This window comes from Paraburkholderia unamae (genome assembly GCF_003096875.1).
Taxonomy (GTDB): Bacteria; Pseudomonadota; Gammaproteobacteria; order Burkholderiales; family Burkholderiaceae; genus Paraburkholderia; species Paraburkholderia unamae.
In genome coordinates this window covers 398,065-418,782 of sequence record NZ_QEOB01000003.1, presented here as the reverse complement: position 1 = coordinate 418,782, position 20,718 = coordinate 398,065, and the positions used below count along the sequence as shown (strand labels likewise).

Annotated in this window: 10 protein-coding genes and 1 pseudogene; 2 read left to right on the top strand and 9 right to left on the bottom strand. The window is 55.6% G+C overall.

The features are described 5' to 3' along the window. Positions 1-6 precede the first annotated feature (6 nt). A complete protein-coding gene (locus C7402_RS46235) occupies positions 7-1,065 on the top strand; it encodes a hypothetical protein (protein ID WP_133254444.1) in 1,059 nt (352 codons plus the stop codon). Between the two features lie 141 nt (positions 1,066-1,206). Beyond that, complete coding sequence (locus tag C7402_RS46230) at positions 1,207-1,482, top strand: hypothetical protein (RefSeq protein ID WP_133254443.1); 276 nt, start codon at positions 1,207-1,209, stop codon at positions 1,480-1,482. Positions 1,483-2,183: 701 nt separating this feature from the next. On the opposite strand, the gene C7402_RS08965 is transcribed toward C7402_RS46230, so the two are convergent. From C7402_RS08965 to C7402_RS08930, 9 genes and pseudogenes are all read right to left on the bottom strand, one after another. Next, entirely contained in the window at positions 2,184-5,012 is a 2,829-nt protein-coding gene (locus tag C7402_RS08965; protein ID WP_116610338.1) for an NACHT domain-containing protein, read from the bottom strand. 1,341 nt (positions 5,013-6,353) lie between these two features. Continuing rightward, positions 6,354-6,824 (bottom strand): annotated as a pseudogene (locus C7402_RS08960) (helix-turn-helix transcriptional regulator); the annotation flags it as partial. Positions 6,825-7,100: 276 nt separating this feature from the next. After that, a complete protein-coding gene (locus C7402_RS08955) occupies positions 7,101-9,755 on the bottom strand; it encodes a TrlF family AAA-like ATPase (RefSeq protein WP_116610336.1) in 2,655 nt (884 codons plus the stop codon). 127 nt (positions 9,756-9,882) lie between these two features. Continuing rightward, positions 9,883-12,444 carry a S8 family peptidase gene (locus C7402_RS08950; protein ID WP_116610335.1) on the bottom strand — a complete coding sequence of 854 codons (2,562 nt, stop codon included), beginning with the start codon at positions 12,442-12,444 and terminating at the stop codon, positions 9,883-9,885. 42 nt (positions 12,445-12,486) lie between these two features. Next, positions 12,487-13,506, bottom strand: a complete 1,020-nt coding sequence (locus C7402_RS08945; protein ID WP_116610334.1) for an AAA family ATPase — start codon at positions 13,504-13,506, stop codon at positions 12,487-12,489. Positions 13,507-13,727: 221 nt separating this feature from the next. Continuing rightward, positions 13,728-14,171: a hypothetical protein gene (locus tag C7402_RS08940; RefSeq protein WP_244314787.1), complete on the bottom strand. Its 444-nt coding sequence runs from the start codon at positions 14,169-14,171 to the stop codon at positions 13,728-13,730. A gap of 765 nt (positions 14,172-14,936) precedes the next feature. Beyond that, positions 14,937-15,083, bottom strand: a complete 147-nt coding sequence (locus C7402_RS48280; RefSeq protein ID WP_165841836.1) for a hypothetical protein — start codon at positions 15,081-15,083, stop codon at positions 14,937-14,939. 2,729 nt (positions 15,084-17,812) lie between these two features. Further along, the gene (locus C7402_RS08935; protein WP_116610333.1) at positions 17,813-18,793 is read right to left on the bottom strand and encodes a ParB/RepB/Spo0J family partition protein; all 981 of its coding nucleotides are present in this window, start codon (positions 18,791-18,793) and stop codon (positions 17,813-17,815) included. Next, a complete protein-coding gene (locus C7402_RS08930) occupies positions 18,790-19,998 on the bottom strand; it encodes a ParA family protein (protein ID WP_116610332.1) in 1,209 nt (402 codons plus the stop codon). The genes C7402_RS08935 and C7402_RS08930 overlap by 4 nt, the downstream gene beginning before the upstream one ends. Between the last annotated feature and the right edge of the window lie 720 nt (positions 19,999-20,718).

The window sequence follows — 20,718 nt, the reverse complement described above, 5'->3', positions numbered from 1 at the left end:
AACATCATGGCCGATATACAAATCGAGGTTAAGCTCACTTCTAGTGGACCCACGAAACTCCTTTTCGATGGAGCCGTGCAGACGAGATCGTCTACGAATCAGACAGATCAGGTCCAGATAACAAACCGAAAAATTACCGCTAATTTGCAGAGATCCTCGGTGCAGTCGGCACCACTGGCGGCTCATAACAGTACGTTCTTTAAGCTAATTATCAAAAGCCTAGCGCTTTACTACACATTGGCGCGAAAACCTGCGCGGATTCGAACCATATGTTGGCGCAAGATCGCCGCTTCGGGGGCGACGACTGAGTTCCCTGTTGAGAAATCAGAAATCGTTCAGATCGTCGGCAGAAAAACTGACCTGTCTTTGTTGACGCAAATCGTTCAAGCCAAGGCCGAACTTCTCATGGAAGAGACAGACCGAGGCCGAGCCGTTCTTTACGCGATCACGCATCTAATTAAGGCTTTGGATAGCGACGGTCCGTTCGAACGATTTGATCGTCTCTGGCGTGCGTTTAATGCACTGTATAAGGCATTTTCCGGTAAAACTAAGGATACAGATTGCCATATCGATTTGGCTAACGATATCCGCGCAAATCCGATTCGATATCCGCTTTCCGTTGCCAAAGTTACTCCATTGACAAAAGATGAGATTCGAAAGCATACAAGATGGAATCTGATGCTGCAGAACAACTACCCGACGCCTAAAAGAACAAAGAATTTGCGAGATGCTATCGTTCGCACCGCAGATAGTAGAATTATTGAGATCTATCGCGATACGTTGTCTATCCGAGAGACCCTCCTGAAAGCCGAAGGAGGTTACAACGCAGCTAGTACACACATCGGTGCAATGCTAGCAACCCCACAGGTTAATCACAGCGATGTCGTTACAACTCTCTGTATCAAGTACATGTACTTCGTTAGAAATAAGATTGCCCATGCAGAGCGGACCGACTCAGGCTTCGCGTTCCTGCGTGGAAGTGCTGAGGAGGCGGAGATTTCATGGCTGACTCCGATGCTGGAAGCTCTTATCATCGACTTGATTAACATTAGCGATACGTTCTGAGCGCGTACCGAAACTGAAAATTATTTTTTACCGGACACACAAGTACATGCATTTCCGCGCTGGTCCACGGCAAAGTTTCGGGTCTAACGGCACTCAGGAGATCACTAAGAGATATTTTTTCCCGTCGAGACCAGAAAAATCGTGCAGCTACTCGCAGAAGATGCGAAACAGTCGGATATATCTGAACAATCAGGCGCCACTCAGATCGAGACCCCCACTCATCGCGCGATATATATAGGCCGCGTTACCAACGGCTCAGGCGTGCCTTATCACCATGTCGTTCTTTTTGGGGTCGCCGGATTTGTAAAATCGGAAGAAATTCGGTCTTTCTTAGCGACACCCAATGAACAAGAATCGGCAGTAGAAAAGCTGGGAGAGAAATTCGTCGTGACGATGGAGTTTTTGGGCTCCGTATAAATTACATTGAGCAACCAAGAACTTGAGCGCCTACAGGGAGAAGCACGAAAAGCGCTAACTCGAACCGAATAAAAGTACCGGGCCAGTCCCAAAGTGGTCGGCATGCATCCATCGCGCAAAGCGCGCACGCTGAGTGTGGGAACACCGACTGGGATTGCTTGCAATGCTTGACTCTGCAGCGCCGCGCAATCCCGCTTGTGCGGCGCCCGAGCATTCGCTCACGGGCGCCCCGGCGGGCACGTGCTTCTACGCAGGCGCGCCATCTAAGGTCCCAACCTTGTCGACGCGGCGAACATGCCGCCGATGATTTCGTGCACGTTCGTCAACGCGGCGCCATGTTCCGCACCCACGCTTTGTAATCGGTGAACGATGCGCTTGATCGCACATGAGGCGCGCTGCCGAAGCATGTCTCGACTGCCAGCACGGGCGGCGCTGCCATGCACGCACGCGCCGCGCGCCACGCATGGTGACGGCTCGGCCACAACCAACGCGTCCGGCAGTAACCGGGCGAAGCAATTTGAAAACGCGGGCAAAATGGATCACTCCGAAGACTGCGGCCTCAACAATTGTGCCCTCTCACACACCCCTTGTTGAGGACCGGTTAGTCAATGCGCACCAAATGACCAGTAGAGCAGCAACTTCACCTTGCCAGAAGCGATTGAGATCACCCGCGGGTCAGCGTCGGCTGACGTCGCAGCCGTTCATTGGATAGACTTCGGTAAATTAGAGACCAACGCGTACATCCGGCTCGTAAGGTTTCTTTCTTCGACGAGCTTTCGCGCGTCGGTGTACCATCCGTCGGAAACCACATACCCAGGCTCTCCTCCCGTCCGACTGTGTTCGAGCATTAGCACGCCCTGCTCGGCCAGAAAGGCCAAATAGGCATCCAAAGAGTGCTTGCCGACGACCATAACATTCTTGTAAACATCCCTGCTTTTCCAATAAAAGCGATTTCCCCTGAATCCCACTTTCAATATCTTATAGACGTTATCTCGGATAATTTCGTGACTAGTCTCGTCGGCCAAATCCTTCGCCTGAAAGGAGGTCGCTAGATTCGGACTGAACACACAATCTTCCGCGAACAAGGACCGGTCCAGTTTTTCCGGCAAAAATCTATCATCGAAGTTGATTTGACTTGAGTGAAAAACCGCCTTACCTGGCAAGTAGTCGCAATTATTCAGGTTAGAGAAATTTTCAATATGACCGTCGTACACGCTCACACCAGTAAGATCGAGCGGATAAAATCGATCATAAATAGAGAATCCGTTTAAAACATCCCCCCCGAAATATGTCTTTAAATTCGAGGATCGATCAAACTTGTCAACACTGTTGTCGAGCGCCCAATACAAAAAAGCACTCATCGCCTTCCTCCACGGCAATTTCGACTCAGGCTCCCTTCTCCCATACTGCATCAGGCTTTCAAACCACTTAAGGGTACCAGCGCTGGTACGGAAATTTGCCGCGGGAAAAATTGCCTTCAGTTCGTCGTATAGAGGCCCTTCCCCTCGATAGAATTCAGCCATGAACTCTATCGACGGTGATGGGGAAAATTGCCCCTCCTTTACTTTCCGTGAGAGTAAGCGAGATTTGAAAAAATAAGTGAGCGAATCATACTTGAATGAAATCGTATCCTTTTCCCATCGCAAAAAAATGTTGCGCAAAAAGTTTGCGGGATCAATAGACTGGGAGTCGCCATCACAAGCACTCACGTAGTCAACCAGCGCCGCTCTTGTAAGCGTGTGTTGAGGTGCTCGGATTATCTCAATTAGAATTTCGAAGAAATCGTCCGGCCCAATACGCCCTAGCGACTGCTTTGCGATTTCCCGATCAACGATTTTTCTCACCAGAGTATCTAACGGCTTCCCATTTTCGAAGAACTTTGCGCTTTCGGATGTAACAACCGACGAAGAATCAGATGTCGCCGCGGATTCGAGGAGATAGTCGCATATAAGTGATGCATACAGCGGAATAGTAGTGGGCTTCTCAACGTTCCCCGCTTCGTTGAAGGCGCGTAGTAGGACGTTCGCCTCAGGAATGCTCCCATGGGGAAGGCGTCCCGAAAGGTACCTATCGGTGTCATCCCCCGTAAAACCTCGCAGCCTGCAAATAGACGTCTGGCGGAATCGCCTGAAACGCTCGATATCGTAGTCTCTGACTGTCAAAATCACCAGGACCTTCCGAAAACATGCTTCCAGATCTGAAAGTGACCGCATAAATTCATCAAAATTAAGTGACGAACCCAAATGCGATTCAATTTCATCAAATCCGTCTATTATTAGAATAAAATTTCCACAGGCTAGATTGATCTCAAAATTGTGACTTTCGATCAAACTATCCTCGTCCATTAACTCGTTCTCTGCGGCTACCTGATATAAATCACTGACAGAATTGACGGACGCAGAATTCGACAGATCTCTGAAGTCGGTGGCCGAAAAAAGAATGACGCGCTTTCGATCCTGGGCATTTATGTAAGATGAGATGTCGTCGCTGAACGTCGTTTTACCAATACCAGCAGGTCCAATGACAATATGAACTGGGTTATAGTCGTGCGTGTTTCTTAATATCTTCTCGATATATTGAGATGTACTTGAATATGTGCCCGACGAGATTCCGGACTCGTTGATTGGTTCGAGAGTTTGCTCAATGAAATTAGAGGCCCTCTTTATTGGAGCTTTGTCATCTCTAAATTTCTGTGGGAGGCATGACTCCCACACAAAATCGTCGAAGTATTTTACGCTGACCTTGCGCCCTCTCGAATCGAATGACAGGTCTTTGATAATATCAGTTATTGATTTCCGCCGATCAATCTCGCCGCCGTCAGGTCGATAGGCCCGTGGCGTGATGATTTCCAGAGCATCCGGGAAATCTAGACCGATGGCTGCATTAAAGTCGACGAGGGTTTTTTCGATTGCTGTTTTCGAGCGGATGAATAGCATCCCCTTCGTCAACCCCCCAAGGTCGACGACGACATAGTCGTACACGAGGCGATTTACTCGATCGGACCGACTCAGCTTATTTTCGATCTTGTGCTTTGGATAACAGAGACGCACAACCTCCTCTGCCCTCGGGTTCTCGAACGTACCGCGGCCGAGCGTCCTGGCCGGTATGCGGCCTTCTATTAATTTTGGAAGAACTGGCGCATCTAGGTCACCTTGGCCAAAAAACGCGACCCGGATTGTCTTTACTAACGCATCAAACGCTGCGGATTGGTCTTCGTTTCTCGCGAGTGCGCTAGCCGCGCCATCATGCGAATATGCGTTTCCGACATTTTGCAAATACTTAATTTCAGACTTGAACAATCCTGCGTCGCGACTTGTCTCTTCGGCTTCGATCCACTTCAGGGCATCTGCAATCAACTTTTCGAGAAGTCCTTGCGGCTCCCCCTTATGGCCGACAATGATTGCCTTGCAGATGACTTCAGCTGTAAGTCGGTACTTGTTTGCGGCATCGGCTAGTGGCTTGTGAACGTCGGCTTCAATGTCCGCCAGATAGGCTCCCAGCCGGGAAATGATGTCTTGGTATGTATCCACGGTACCCCTCTTCCCTACGACTCTCAGCCGGCGGTGCCGGCATGCATCCTTGATAGCACGCGCTTACGCCGAAAACGACGGTCACTGGTAAGACGTAAGCGACGGCCCGATTACTCGACGAGCATAGACAGCTAAGGCAACGCTTTGTCCAACGCGTTCATTTCGAACCCTCACCTTATTGATTGTTTGAAGGCTCTCAAATGCCGAAGCCAGCTCCCTCACGTGCGACAACCCCATACGCGGCACATGAACGCCCACTTCGATATTATAGATGGCGCGAGTTGGTCGCCTGCGTTGTCTTAGCGTCCGCGTGGGCGCTAGATAGCCGCCTGGGAGTAATCGTCAGTAACCACATTTAGCCAGTTTGCTGCCTCTGAGAGTGTGTACGCTCAGGGTCAACAGTGGCTCTGGCTACGCCCTTTGCATTCGCCACACGCGCCGGGCAATTTTCGCGGGCGGCAGCGCTGGTGGTATTTTCTGTTCAGGTGCCCTGCTGCTCGGGAGCTATATGCCCGCCAACGGCCCGAAAGCCCTGTTGCCGGGGCTCATCGCGAACCTGATCGTCGAACGCTCGCCGAGAATTTGAAAGATTCGCATCTCAGGATTCTCTAGCGGAGCGCGTTCCCGACTACGCCTGCCTAATGGCCACAGCTTCTGCACAGCCCGAGGAATCTCAGAAAAGGCACTCCTGCCTGATATCGCGGATTTCCAGATTGCCACCTGGCGGGGTTGGGAACGTCAATTTTGACCGCCACTGTGTACGTCGGCCCACAATCAGCCTTGCGGGTCGCCTGCCGGCCATCCGGCTTGTACCTACCCTGCGCTCCTCTCAGGGCCAGGATAAATCACTCTGACGGGCAAGCGCGCCCATGGCGTGGAGAACGACGCGATCCTCGGCCAGCCCGATGCTGCGCCGCTGGCCGTGTTCCGGTCTCCCGGGTCATGGGGGTTACGCGCAAAGATCCGTGCGGTGCGTCCACCGGCGGTTCGCCGGAGTTCTCCCCTGTTCTCATTGCCGTTCTCCGCGAGCACACGCACGGCTGTCCCAGCCGGGCATCCGCGCCGTGTGTCGCGGGACAGGGCCGCGCAGCGCACCTGCAGCCATCCTGATGCGCAAAAGCGAAAATGAAATGAACACCGTTATTGCGGCGCCCCGGCTTGCGGAACAGGTAGACACTGGAAGCATCGCAACCTCAACCGAATGGGCGGGCTTCCAGAATATGTGCCGGGGCCCGACGGCGCAATCGGACCTTTGTCCGATTGCTCAGCCCAAAACCACAGTGAAATCGTTGCGCGAACATGGATATGCGTCGAGCCGGCGCTCAAGCTCCCTATGTGCGATCAGTTGCATAGCGGCCTCGTGCGGCTAAAGCGCCAGTCGCGCGGCGTCATGCCGAAACGTCCGACGAACCAGTTCGTAAACCTCCCCCGGTGCGAATATCCAACAAGCCCCGAAACTTGCCCGATCGGAAACCGTGAGTTGCTCATGAAACGTACAGCGAGTTCGTACCGCACTCCCTCCGTCACGCGCGAAAAGCTGGTATTGGCAAGGTCGAGTTGTCGCTGCATGGTGCGAACGCTCATGTGCAGATGTGCGGCAACCTGCTCGACGCTAGCTTGCCCTAGTGGCAGCAGCAGGTAGATTGCCTTGCGCACTTCGAGTGCGGTCGAGCCGACAGCCTCCACATTCTGCGAATCGGCAAGGTCTTCCGCATAGCGCGCGAGTTCGGGATCTGCGGCCGGGTTCGGGTAGTCGAGATCCGCCGTCGCGCACACCAGGCCGTTGAAGTCGCTGCCGAACTCCAGTGGACACTCGTCCGACAGATGAGCGAAGAACGGCAGGCCGTTGATGCTGGTTTTGAGCACCGCCGGTGCCTTGCAGCAAGGCATCATAAAGTCGCCGAGTTGCGCGAACTGCTTCAAAGCCTCCCACTCGGCGCGGGGGATAGCGGCCGCATCCACCGGCCGACCGTCACGGGTCCAAGCTGATTGCGTCATTTGTACGCCCAGCATTTGATGGCTAAGGGCCGAGCGCCGTTCTTTGCTCTGATCGGCCATCTGGCGCGACCAAGCAGCCGACGCAGTGTCTCAGAATTCATATTTGTCCTTGCGCTGGATGAAGGCTTCGCGCCCTCCTTCCAGAATGCTGGCAACTTGATCACGAATTACCGGCACGTCAATCGACCCTTGTGCCTCTAGTCCAAGACAGCCTTGACTCTCAGCCGCGGTAAAGACGCCTATCCACTCGGCATCGCCAAACACTGGGATGTTTGCGTTGTGCGTCGCAAACAGGAATTGCCGACGAGTTTTGGCATCCCTCAGCTCGGTAACGATTCGCTCTGCGATGAAGGCGTTATCCAGGTTGTCCTCAGGCTGATCCATGAGCAGAGGATCGGCGTTCTCCAGCAGCAGCATGTGCAATATGGCCGTGCATTGCTGCCCAGTCGATAGCTTGCTCAATTGGCGAAACGACGGATCAGCCTGACCGTGGGCAACGTTCAGCGAAATGTCTACCCGGTGCTCCAGCTCAAGCGCCTCCAGCTCCATCAATTGCGATGGCTGGAGCTTGGTCAGCGCCTCGGCCACCATTTGGGTGACACCCCAGTCCAGTTGAACGTTGGCCGACCCAGTCTGGATCGATTGCGCTAACGACATGGGGCTGATCGTTTCCGCCTCGTCTATCCACGACAATCGCTTTTCCCCTACGCCTTCCAGCTTGCACCCCAGCAGGAAGCTCAGCAGCGGCGTACGATTGGCCTCCGGCACGATTTCGACCTTGAGCTTGCCCTCAAGTCGCCTGTTCAGGCGCTTTGCAGCTTTCTGTAGAGCCTGAATCCGCTGTCCTCGCAGGTCGGACAGCTCGGCCAACAGGTTGCGCCGCTCTTGCTTCAAGGTGTCGCCTTGGATCTCGTACGTTGACAGCTTAGCGTTCATTGGCTTGATGCGTTCGATGTCACCCATGAGCCGTTGATAGGCGGCACCGACTTCCTGTCCACTCTTACCCGCAGCCGAGGGAAGCGTCCGAAGCGATTTTTCTAGTTCGGCCTCGTGTCCTCGGATAGCCTCCTGCCAAGCCTCCTGCTGTACCGCGAGTTGAGCCGACGCCTCATCCAACATGGCTGTCATAGCTGCAAGGTGTTCGTTGAACCCTTGACTGAGCCCCTCCAGCGTCGTCCGCACTGCGACCAGCTGGGATATATCGGGTAGCCCTTCGAGGGCTTCATCGTTGATGAAGGCCAGGTCAGGCACGCTGTCGCGAAAATCGACAAGGGCGTCCCGCAGAGACTGAGCACTCTCCGTGACACTCTTGGCAATCTCTCGCTCTCTGGCGAGAAGGGGAGTCTTAGCCAGCTTCTCCTTGATGCCTAGCTCTTCAAACCCACGGAGCTGCTCTTCCAGCTTCGGCAGCCGATCCACCTGCGCCTTCACGTCGTCAAGGTCGGACAAGGATTTCGCGAGCTTGCGCTGGTTCTCGACCAAGCGCCGGTGAACCTCGGCACTCTTCGCCTCGTAATCTTCACCCTGTGGAAGGAAGCGATCAAGCAATTGGACCCGGCTGGTTTCATCCTGAGCCAGCTCGTAAATCTCGTTCTGCCCATAGACGTCAATGCCGGGCAACAAGTCACGTGGGAGAAGCGTCGATACGTTGCCGTCCAAGTCACGCACTATTGGCGGTTCGCCGTAACGGCGCGAGACTGTATATTGCTTACCGTTTTGAGCTGACGACACCACCAGCAGCTCTAGGCGACCCGCTGCGCGGCCAAGATTCTCTTTGATGATCGCTTGATGAAGCTTCGATGCCTGTTTACCTTTCGGCGGAAGGTCCAAGGCGTAGCGCAGACATTCGAGCAAGGTCGATTTACCAGTACCCCGTCCGCCAATAACGGTATTCAGGTGATCGGAGAAGTCCGCGCGTACACCATCGAGGTAGCCTCCGGTGACAGTCATGCTGAGTACTTTGCCGATCGGACTCTCTGCTTGCTGCGAGTTCAAACGAACACGTGATCCTGGATCAAGGAAGGCCACCTTGAACGCTGCGAAATTGGGCCGCGTCATCTTGACGAGACAGGTCGCACCTGGCTGCGCTAGATCCTCCGGCTTCGCGACATCTTTGGAGTTGATGACGGCGACGGGCCGCTCGCGCCGATACGCATCGTCTTTATTCAGCAGTACCCTGCGGTAGAAGTCGCTCTCTACCCCTGCTAGATCATCTATCGGCCCGGGAATCTGTGCGGCGCGAAGTTTGGGGAGCTTCCACACATGGTTGAGCCGGTTCTTTAGGAGTCCGTTATCTGACGTGCAGTGTGCTGCGTAGATGAACCCACCGAGCTGATCGACTTTCTCGATCAACTGCTCGGAACTCAATCGAGACGGGCGAACACCATCTGCCGGATCAAGCAGTTCAAGATTGCCGAGATAACGTTCGAGCTGTTGTCCCGTAGTCTCCTCCGAAAACAGGCAAACATAGTGGGTTTTGTCGTTCGAGGCGATCTCGAAACCTGGAAACACCACGATACCGCGCGGTCGCAGTACATCACGCAAGGCATCGATACTGGCCACGCTGCCGTGATCCGCTATCCCGACTACGGTGATCTTCAACTCAAGGCACTTTTTGAGTAAAGCTTGGTTATACTCAGCTTCACTCAAACCGTGGTCTGTTCCCCTATACGAGCTGTTGTAGCGAACAGGATTAACCTGTAGCGCGCAGCGCCAGAATTTTGCGTAGGTGAATTGTTCCTGCATGCCGCCCCCTATGTCCCGTCAGCAAAGAGCGCGGCCTCTGCCGCGACATGATCTGCTACGTACCCTTATCGGCTTATTCGTTGGCAGGCGACGCCGCCGTAAAGGCAGTTTGCGAGCAGCGGAGAACCTAGCCCCCTCGCAGCCCCGCCCCACCGGTCACTGTCAGGGCGACCTCCGCTTCCTTGGCGTCAACGAGCGTTTCGATTTCCGAGTACAGGTCGACGTTGTGTCCCGGTGCAGACAGTGAGATGACCAGCGCGTACCTGGCCTTGTCGGTGATACGCCTCTGACCCACGTGCGACTTCCACCAGCCTCCGACCGGGTACACAGCGATCGAGTCGTGACCGGCAAGCTCAATGGCTAGCCCACGCCAGAGATCGCAGTGCAACGAGCCCGCTTGAATCGCCTTGGGGCCAAGAAGCCAGTAACTCGCTTCTTCGTCCACCTCTGATCCCGGGTTGGCCTGGCTGGCAGTAATCCGGCTTCTGAATCGCGCATCCGATTCGTTACGCTTCTTCATGGCAAACCGCAGGCCAAATGAGCGATACGTTTCGGGCCGCGTGGCCGCTTTTCCGGTCAGGTTGGGCTCGATGAAATAGGACAGCGTAATCTTCATCGATACGACTTCATTTTCAAGCGCTTCGAGCGCCGCCCGCGGCCACGGCAAGTCGTAGAAGTGCATCTCGTTGAACACACCGCCCCGGCCATCGTTCCCAGTGGTGTACGGCTGTATTTCAGCCTGCGCTACTAACGTGGCGTCATTTTGCGCCGAAAGCATGGCGCGTTCGATATCCGGCACGCCGTACCCGAATTCACGAAGTTTCTGCTGCTTTTCAGTCTTGGTTCCGGTTTTCCAGTGAGCGCCGGTACCGATGAACTTCTTCCGGATCGGCTCCGGCCAGCGTGCGGAATCGACCGTCAATGCTCGATGCGTTTCGGGCCAGAGATCAGGGTGCGCCGCCTGCAAACGGCCAGCGAAATTACCAGCCATGGCTGTCGCGGCACTGGTCGCCCAGAACGGCACGAGCGGTTCCGTCACGACGTCCGCCCCCGTCGAAAGAAGCGACACGGCGGGGTCCCATCCGCAAAAACCCGCCGCGTCGGCCACCATGTTGCCGGCCTCAAACAGTACTTCCGGCTTGATGGGCGTCAGGTCCTCTGGCAAGAGGCAGGTTCCTCGACTATAAGGACTGCGGTGGTTAGCCGGTACGGCTGGATGCATGACGGGTGGTGGTGTCGGCGCCTGTTCCTTGCGTGTGAATCCACCAATAGTCAGTGCATTCCAGCTTTGCGATGGATCCTCGATCGGCTGCGACGGAAGGACATCCTCCTGCATCCCACCCGCCACATTGCCGGTCGATACAACGATAAGGCGCTTCGGACGCTGCGCCGCAGGTATGCCGCTCTCATCGCCAGGCATTGATCCTGAAGCGATCTGATCCAGCGCGCCACTCCACGTCGAAGGGCGCGACGGCGAAAAATCAGTCGTAGAGGAAGCGAGACAAAAACTGCGCAGTGCATCCGGACGCTCTGCCTCGACGGCACCTACCGCACCCTGCGTCACCACTCCGTAACTGGGAGGTTGTGTCGGTGGGAAGCCGCGCGGAGGCAGGAGCTTCATCGACTCCGCGCCATGGGTCAATCGAACATCCCGAGCGTCATTCATCAAGGGGTCGAGATCGCCGTACAAGACCAGACCGGCGATCGGCGTCCCGTGGCCCCCGTTCGCGTAATGGTCATCCACTCCCCATGCCGCGTCATAGGCCCACGCGCCGTGGAGCCCGGGCGCAAGCAATGGATGAGCTGCGGCAACCCCTGTATCGAGCACGCACACGACCGGTGCTCCCTCCACCGGGCCAGTCACACGCCCGGCCAGTTCCTCGACCCAATCATGCTGTCCGATGCCGGTCGCGCCACGCTCGAGAAATGGTTCGATCGTGCCTGTTGCCCGCCGGATTTCGGTCACGGCGCCAGGTACGGTCTCTGCAAAAGCTGCAAGCACGGCAGCAGACGCGTGAAAAAACAACACGGTTGTTTCGGGGAAAATCAGACGGTCAGCATGCACTTCAATATTCGCGCTGCGTGCTGCATCCGCGAGCTGACGGGCCGATACACCCGGCTCCCGAATCCATAGCTCCCACCAGAACTGATCGGGAACGTTCAGGTCGACCCCACCCGTGAACAGGGTCTCGACGGCAATCTTCCGGATTGCCTCAATGACCTCGAAGCGCTCGACATCAGGGCGGTCGTCACCGTGATCTTCGCCGTACGCCGAGATTCGCCGCTTCAGAAACGTGCGAGCTTCGTCAGGGATGAAAAGCAGCGCGCTTTCCGTGCGGTTCTCGTTGCGTTGGGAACGCAATACCACGACATCCTGCGTGGGAAATTCCAGCGTCGCGGGGACTCTCACAGCCTTTACGCGGGAATTCTCCGGCGGAGTTGCCGTGGTGACCTCGACGACCGTACCTGGCTTCAGCCCCTGAATCGAAAGTCGCAGATCAGTTCCTGGCGACGGCAGATTGCCCAGCGAGCTATCAAGCTGCTGGAGCAGCGTGGCGGCGTGTGCCGCATGATCGTTTCGACGCGGCTTGCGCCCAAGGTTGCGCGGAGGAAACTTGTAGGCCGAGGTCTCGCGAAAGAGGTCGATCGAAAGATGCGGACGGTTTCTGCTATCGAAAGTGTCGGGCACCGATGTAATTCCCTACTTGTTCTTTTGTGCGATTCGTTCGTTTTACTGCCCGGGCACGATGGTTCGCCGGTGAAATTTCCCTTTCAGCAACCGGCGATTGTCCAGTGCGTCACCCAGTGCCGCGGGCGACACCTTTTGAACGCCTTCAAGGATCGCGTCCTTGACAACAGAATCGGCAGCCCGCACCAATTCACCTTGGCTCAGACCGTCGAGCGAGGATGACAAGGAACTCCACAGCCTGGGTGCAAACCTGAATTTCCCGAGGCGACGCTCGATGATTCCGCGAGCGGCTACCGCGTCGGGCAGCGTGTACTCGACGACTTCATCAAACCGGCGTGCCAATGCTTCGTCAAGAATTTCGACGTGATTCGTCGCCGCGAGCACGATGCTATCGGTCGAATTTGGCTCCTCCATAAAGGCGAGCACGGAGTTCAATACACGTCGAATCTCGCCCACGTCATTCGGGTCGCCCCGTCGCGCGCCAATCGCGTCGAATTCATCAAGCAGGTAGACACCTCGAGTCTGAGCGATCTGGTCGAAAAGCAACCGAAGCTTGCTCGCAGTCTCCCCGAAATACCGACTAAAGAGGGACTCGAGCCGAACCGTGAAGAGCGGCAATCGCAGTTCCCCCGCCAATGCGGACGCCGTCATGGTCTTTCCCGTACCGGGCGGACCAACGAGCAGCATGTGCGTAGCCGGAGTCTGGCCGTGCTCGCGCAGCGTCACTCGCTCCTGTTGCTGACGAACGACGCGCGTGAGGCGTTTGGCGATGTCATCCGACAGCACCATGTCAGACAGAGCAACCTTCGGGTAGCTGCTTTCGACGATTTCCTGCAGTTCACCGCGTGGCCGCGCTAACGGAATGGGTGTTTGGCCGCGCGCAGGTCGCCCGGACCTGCGCTGATCGCGCGCCTTCTGGACAAGCCGCTTCAGTTTGTCGGCGTCGTCCTGCCGTCCTTGGCGTGCCTCCTGAGCAGCAATCTGCAGCACGATGGAAAGCAACTGATCCTCGTCTCCGTCGACATGCGAATTCAGGAGCGCAAGAACTTGTTTCGCCGACATGTTCGCCTCCTTCAGTAAGGTTTCGCCGGTCGCGGGATCGCTGACTCTGTGAGAGAAATAATAGTGCGGCCTTACCTGAAATGCTTTGGTCCGTCCCTATTTGTCACGCGTCCAGCATCGGCACGTGTTTGAACTGATTATTTTACTTAATCGACCGCCTGTTCGTCATTGTTTTGTCGGACTATCCCTGCTCGGATTCGATGCAAATGGCGAGCCTTACTCTAGAAAAGCCCCGCCTGCCTCGCGTCCCGCGCCCGCGGCAGCGAGGCCCGGGCGCGCCGGGTGCCGCGGCGGCGCGCGAGCCGCCGCACGTGGGCGACCAGTTCCGCCTTCGCCGCCCCGGCAACAAGCACCAGCACATACAGGCGCACGCCGTCGGGTCCCGGCTCCGGTCGCACGCGCAGCGACACGCGTCGCGCGAGGCGCCGGGCCCGGTCGAGCAGCTGAGCGCGGCTCATCCCCGGCCAGCACGCGGCGATGAACTGCACGACCGCCGGCGGCAGGGATTCGGGGGCGCAGCCGGACGGCAGCGCGAGGGCAACAAGTTCGAGCGGTCGGCCATGGGCGGCAGGGGAAGTCAGGGCTCTCCGAGCCTGGCGTAAATCCGGCGGCGCCGCAATGGCGCGGACGGCGACTGGGATGAGCCTGCCGGCGGCGCCTTGCACTGCTCCACCCTGTCCTCGTGTCAGCCGGTTGCCACTTGCGCCCCAGGGTCAAAGGCCGCGACTTCGCTGGTTGGCGAACGTCATCCAGCCTGATAACCCGGCATTGTCCGACTTGCATTTATCTGCACACGATAAGGCCGCCCGGCTGGACTCAAGCCTTCTGAGGATCCCTTAGCGTGTCCGAAACGCTGCTAACAAGACGAAATCCCGTTTGGGAGCTGGGCCGGTACAGCCGCGTCATGTTCGAAGACCCGCAAGCACTCGCATAGCTTCCTGAAGTCCTGTGCGAGCGCTGTACCCCTTTGTCTGAAAACAGGTTTGTGTAGACTCTGCTCGTCTCTGAAGAGAGTCGCATCAGACCGTTAGTTGCACATAATGTTGGGCGACGCTGAGTGTGACACCCAACGATGGCATCACATTCGGCCCAATAATGTTGAATGCTTGAGCCGAGCATGACGCGAGTGGCTACCTGTTCGGAAATCACATCCAGCTGCTCGCTTGTCTCGACGTCGAACTCAACCGGCGCATGGTTGTCGTGTATGGCAGAAGCGTTCCCCTTCCGGCAATTCATGCGGCACGATCTCGCGCGGCAGATTCGAATCTAGCGGATGGCGACCAAGCCTAGCACGCGTATGGCCCGAGATCTGCATGCCCAGTTCGTCCTAACGTGCAAGTGGCGCCGACACCGAGCGCTTCGGCTTCGTTAAACAGGCCGAGCTGATCTGTCTCACGCGCCTCGCTCGATGCGCCGAACAGCTCGTGCCTCTAGGCACTCAGCCGTTCTTTCGCAAGATCACGCTCGGCCTTCGCGAAAGGAAGTTCGCCACGCAATGCGCCGCGCTCGACGAGCAGTGCCTGATACTCTTCGGCGCTCAGTGTGATGATTTCGTTCGGCATGGCCGGTTCGGCCATCTTGGCGCACCGGGCGCTCAGCCGGTCTGTTCGCAAAAACGTCGTGGACGCTTCTGGATATCGGCGAGGTTGATGCCGTCGAGCAGCTAGTGCGGCTGCTCGACGGTGACGGCAATCGTCTCGCTTGCCGGTTCACGAGTCAGGCCATTTTTTCTCTACGGCGCAGGAGCTGGCGAAATACACCGACCTCTGGTCGGCCTTGATCGCATAGTGCAGTTCTACCTCGCCTTTCACGCCCGATGACAGCAGGATCGGCTCGCACACTTGAGCTATTGGGGCAGCGAACACATTCATGTGCTGAAACGATTCCCTGTGCCGCGATGCCTCCGCCGTGCGACGGGGCGCGAACCGAATGCGGAATCATCGATGGCTACGAACCGCCGACGGTACCCGAAGACTTGCGCGAACTTTGCCGCGATCGGCATGCGAATGGTTTACTGCCCCATCGAAACACCTACGATTTCGGATCTACGAAGACGCCCCATAGAACGCTACAAATTACGTAACGGATAGTACGAAATATATCGCCCCTCCACTCACATACATCGGTTCTCCACTTAAGTGCGGTTCTCGCTACGCGAGGGTACTGTTGGCGTGAAACATTTCTGCTCGAATTGCCCAAACTGCCCGTCCTGCAAGGATTTAAGCTATATTCAATCTGCCCCCCTAATGTTTCACGAGTCACATCCGTCGAGAATCTCCATATTCGCTTCATTTTCCGCCAGTCGGTTACGGTTTCGCGGCGCCAACCTTTTGCGTGGGATGGAAGCATTCGCGGTGTCACCTGACACGAACAGGTAATCGGAACGACGTTGATGTCGTGCGCCATCGCGGCCCTTCTGGTCTTTCGTGACGTCAGCTTCGTCAGAGCGTGCAATGACTCGTTCGCCTGGTACACTGATCTGCGACTAGCGCAACCTCGCGCATTCGATAGTTTCCATAAATCTCGATTATGGATTGTTAGTTGCATATGCGATCAAATTCGAGTGGCAAACTGAAGTCCGCCATTTGGCTTTCCCCAGCGACATCATGTCCTGACAGTCGTCCGTCTCGGGCCTCCCTACCGCTCCTACTGGATGAAGTCCGACATGAAATCGGAGAATTCGGTAATCACGCCGGACAACTCCGACTTGATCTCCGGGTTCTTGATGGCCTTTGATTTTTCTGAGCTTGCTTGAAAGAGGACCAAGATAGTTCGTGGCCGGGCGCGTCACACGGACGCAAGCCTTTTGTGCCGACGAGCAACTCCTCCGCGACATCTGTTGTGGGATCCAAGTTGCCGCAACTGAAAATGCCTCGTAGGGACACAACATCAAACGAATGCGACTCGCTACGTGTCTCTACTGCGGACGTGAAGGGCACGACATGTTCGCCCGTTCAGATTAAATCAGGAAGAGCATCGTCAGGGCACTCACTAGGTCACCGCGCTCTCAGCCAATGCGTGTCCGGCTAGTGCACTCCTACGAAGAGGCGCATTGGTGTTGGGGAGAAATGCCTTCAGCGGAGAAACTAGAAGTGCTTGGTGCGTCACTCAGGTTAGTCAACAGAATTGCTCCGAACGAAGTGTCGTTAGGAGGCGACGTGGACAGCGCTCTTTTACGCCAGCACACGCGGCCGCAGCAATCTCGTGGCCTGACGTATCGGTGATGACACGGAGAGTCTCAAGCTGATTTACAAAGTGCATGAGGTCGTCGAGCAGTCACTAAGTCACGAAGAACACGGCGGCCGAAGTGCGATATGGATGCCGCCGGTTTGTTGCAAGCAAATGCTCCTAACTTGAAGCACGTCCGTCGGTCGGTACTGCGCTGTCAGCGAAAAATGTCTCCAATGGAGACACAAAACGGACGGCACTCGATGTGCCTCGAAAGACGTCACATCGAACTACAGTTGGCTGGGGCAGGACCGGCAGGATGCCTCTGATGTAAGAGAGACAGAGGCTATGAGCGACCAGTGCCCATCACAATAGACGAGACCATGTAAGAAACACGACTCGGAAGCCCTAGCAATCGTCTGCGCGTCTCCGATGAATCCATCTGTCCAAACGGAGTCAATGCCCAGTGTGTCTCCATTGGAGACACAATGGACTGCTTGCCTCACTCGGACAAGCATGCGTCGTCAGAGTCGAGGCGCTGACGGTCTCATCCTTTCGTGTATGCGAAAGCGTCACCGCCTAGCCGTCCAACGGCAAGCACATCCACTTTGGACCATACTAGTCTCCAATGGAGACACATATGGTCCAAAGTGGCCGGACATGGCTGCATACGTCACCAGAAGCTTCATCGGACGTTATGTGAACGGCACTGTTTCGTGGATCCGTATCCCGCCGCTGCACGTCCGTGGAGCCAACCACGCCGATCCTAGCCAAAGCGTTTCAAATGGAGACACAGCGACCAGCGAGGGCTGGCTTGAGAGTCGAAATGCCACGAAGAAGCGTAGCCAGAGGCGCAACGTACATCGTCCTTGCGCAGAAATGAGCAACACCGCGATGCCTCGATCGGCAGGCATATCGATATGCGGTGAGAATTGTCTCAAATGCAAACACAGGTGCTCCGGACCAAGCGGGACGGCAAGCGTTCGTGGCAAGAAACACCATCAGACGCCAAGTTGATTCCCCTTTTCCCGCTAACGCGGGCCGTGCCGAGAATTATCAATCGACAGCATGCCGCTGTTGGCGCAGAAGTGTCTCCATTGGAGACACAAAAAAGCCCGAGCTAGTCGGGCGGTCATAATCAGTCTGATGAAGCGTCGTCAGAGAATAGTTGAGCGATGAGCGTTCTAATCTGCCTCTCCCTCTCTGCTGTGAGCGCTCCAGCCTTGATCTTCACGGTGAATCCAATTGCGTCCTTGGTGATCGAGCCTGCTTGAATCTTCCCTGCGAAAATTTTCTCAATACTACGGTCGGTTAGATTTCCAGCCGGCTTTCCGTCGCTTTCCACAGCCTGCGTGATGGCTCTCGCGAGCTTTGTTTGATCCAGATCCCCGGTTACAACCTTCGCCCAAAGATCTCGTGCGAGTTCAAACGCGCGCGCATCCTGTTCGCGGAGTGCAGCGACAATATCTTGTGCAGCGTGTGCGCCGAGCAACCTAGGCTGGATATCCAAGTCTTGGATCACGAATTCTGGCAGATCGCCGAAGGAAAGGTAGCGGTAGAGTTCGGACCGGCTGATACCCAATGCTTCCGCCATGCGCTTCCGGTTAGGAAACTCTTTTTCCGTTCTGCGCACCGAGCGTGAAACCTCGTAGTCGGACAAGTCATCTCGCGCAACGTTCTCGACAAGCGCAAGCATCGCCATTTCCTCATCTGAAATGTCAATGATGATGACCTTGATCGTCTCCTTCCCGATCATCTTATGCGCCCGCCAACGACGCTCGCCGGCCACTATCTGATAGCCTGACGTCGCTCGGCGGACGACAATCGGTTGAACCAGGCCCGCTTCGCGAATGGATTCTGCAAGCTGCGTTAGCTTCGCTTCATTGAACAACTGCCGCGGTTGCCACGGATTGGGGACGATGCTCGCAACCGGCACCTCGAACGATGCCCCCGTTTTCTCCAGTTCAATTATGCGCTGCTGCGCCATCGCCAACGCGCCAGCCATGCCCGGCGCGGTACGCGGACTTGTTGCCTTATCTTGCTGGGGATCGATCTTGATGTCCTTCGCCGCGCGAACCTCCGCGGTCTTACTCATCATGCGGTCACGAAGACTGCTCATTGTCCGGCCCTCCATTGAGCAACATACTGATCGTCGATCCACTTGCAGTAATCCATCAGCGGCTGTTTAACCCGCGCCAATGTCTTTGCTACGGTGTCAGAGCGTGACAAGTCAAACACCGTTGAAAAGGCAAGAGCACCATTGCTCATCACCGAACTCGCAGGAATTTCTGTCGCATGAAGCCAATCTCCGTAGGCTCGCTGCGACCATGAGCGCACGACAGGCGCTGATGACGTGTTGCCGTAGTCGACTCTCGACAGAAGAACAGAGATGAAATCGTAGGTCTTATCGAGTTCGTGCTCGACGAAGCCATGCGCGACCTCTGCGAACAGCGACCAAAATGAAACGGAAGAGATAAAGTCCAAGCTCTCCGGAACCAACGGCATCACCATTGAATCTGCGGCCATGAGACCGTTGAGAGTCATGTAGGAGAGCGACGGCGCCGTGTCAAGAATGATGTAATCGTATTGCGCTCGAAGCGGTTCGATCCCCTTTCGAAGCACGGACCAAAACTCGAAGCCAGGACTACTCTGCTGCGCTGTCGGAAGATGGAACTCCGCGTCGTGAAGATAGTTGTGGGCTGGAATGACATCGAGCCCGTCCCAATAGGTGGTCTGAACTTTCGACGCAAGTCCACCTTCCATGCTCGGGTCATAGATGAACGGAAGCACTGTGTCTTCCCAGGTTACGTCCTTTTCAGCGTAGAGGCCACAGAGCTCCGAAAGTGACGCTTGTGGATCGAGGTCGATCACAAGTACTCTGCGACCACGCAGGCTCAAGCCCTGCCCAATACACATCGTTGTCGTAGTCTTACAGGATCCTCCCTTGAAGTTCGCGGTGATCAAAACGCGGCCTCGGTGCTCTCGTGTCCCGGTGACGAGCGGTGTCTGATAGATATCAGACACTTGCTGCACCCATGTGCGAGCATCCTTCAAGGAAAAGATCCGCGCTCTGCCAGTACCGTGCGCTTCACCCGGGGGCAAATCCCCGGCATCCTTGGTCGCCAGATAGTTGATCTTCTGGCGGTCGATACCGCACAGTTCCGAAAGCTCACCGATCGTAAAGAGTGGAGGCTTCTTACGCGGTCGAGGCGCGAGGATTTGATCGCGTAGTTCGTTCGCCATGACCGATAGGCGTTCGGCGAATTCCCCAAGATTGGAGAGCTTCACGCGTCGATCAATACCTGGCAACTCGCTCAAATTCATTGGAACAGTTCCTCTTTCTATCGACGGTGAGGTGATTTCTGCACGCTCACCATCAGTTTCTACGGTTTTAAGCTAGATGGACACCGAACCGTAGAATACTCGTCAGACCGCATAATGGCTATCGGAATCTCAAAGGAAATGAGTGTTCGATGCCAAACCGGCAAAAATCCATTTAATTCAAATGGTTAGAAAATATCAGAGGCGAGAGATTTCGAGCAATGTGCAGAAAGATCCATGGGTTAGCGCACGGGGACACCTCAGGCGTAACACAGAACACCTCACCTTAGACGGCAAAAAGGGGGACGCGCTGGTAGAGCTTTTTAAACGAAACACAATTTTCCTCACCTTTGCAGTGATGCTTTGGGGCCGTTGGTGATGTCCGATATGACATCAAAAGGCCCGCAGATGCTTCAAGTCTCAATTTGTTCATCGCTGCTCTTCCAGAGGCGCTCTTTCCACGCCAATTTCTTGTTTTGGCTGTTCCGTGCCGCGTGGTTGGTTTGTGTCTACTTAAAAATCAAACCCACAAACAACTAACAGCGACCACTCAACTCAATAGATTCAGATACTTAGACGAATAAGGTGAGGTGTTCTGTGTCAGAGGTGCTGTTAATTGAGTGATGAAGTGAGGTATTTACCACGGCAAGGTGAAACGAATTCTTCGCGAAGGTGAGACGTTTGGGCGCTGATGGTGAGGTGAAATGTGTAGGGGAGGCGGGC

What these genes read in the sequence shown, in the direction of transcription:
- C7402_RS46235 (WP_133254444.1), top strand. Translation starts at nt 7, where the DNA reads ATGGCCGATATACAAATCGAGGTTAAGCTCACTTCTAGTGGACCCACG.
- C7402_RS08955 (WP_116610336.1), bottom strand. Translation starts at nt 9,755, where the DNA reads ATGCAGGAACAATTCACCTACGCAAAATTCTGGCGCTGCGCGCTACAG.
- C7402_RS08945 (WP_116610334.1), bottom strand. Translation starts at nt 13,506, where the DNA reads ATGTCGGCGAAACAAGTTCTTGCGCTCCTGAATTCGCATGTCGACGGA.
- C7402_RS48280 (WP_165841836.1), bottom strand. Translation starts at nt 15,083, where the DNA reads ATGGCCGAACCGGCCATGCCGAACGAAATCATCACACTGAGCGCCGAA.
- C7402_RS08935 (WP_116610333.1), bottom strand. Translation starts at nt 18,793, where the DNA reads ATGAGCAGTCTTCGTGACCGCATGATGAGTAAGACCGCGGAGGTTCGC.
- C7402_RS08930 (WP_116610332.1), bottom strand. Translation starts at nt 19,998, where the DNA reads ATGAATTTGAGCGAGTTGCCAGGTATTGATCGACGCGTGAAGCTCTCC.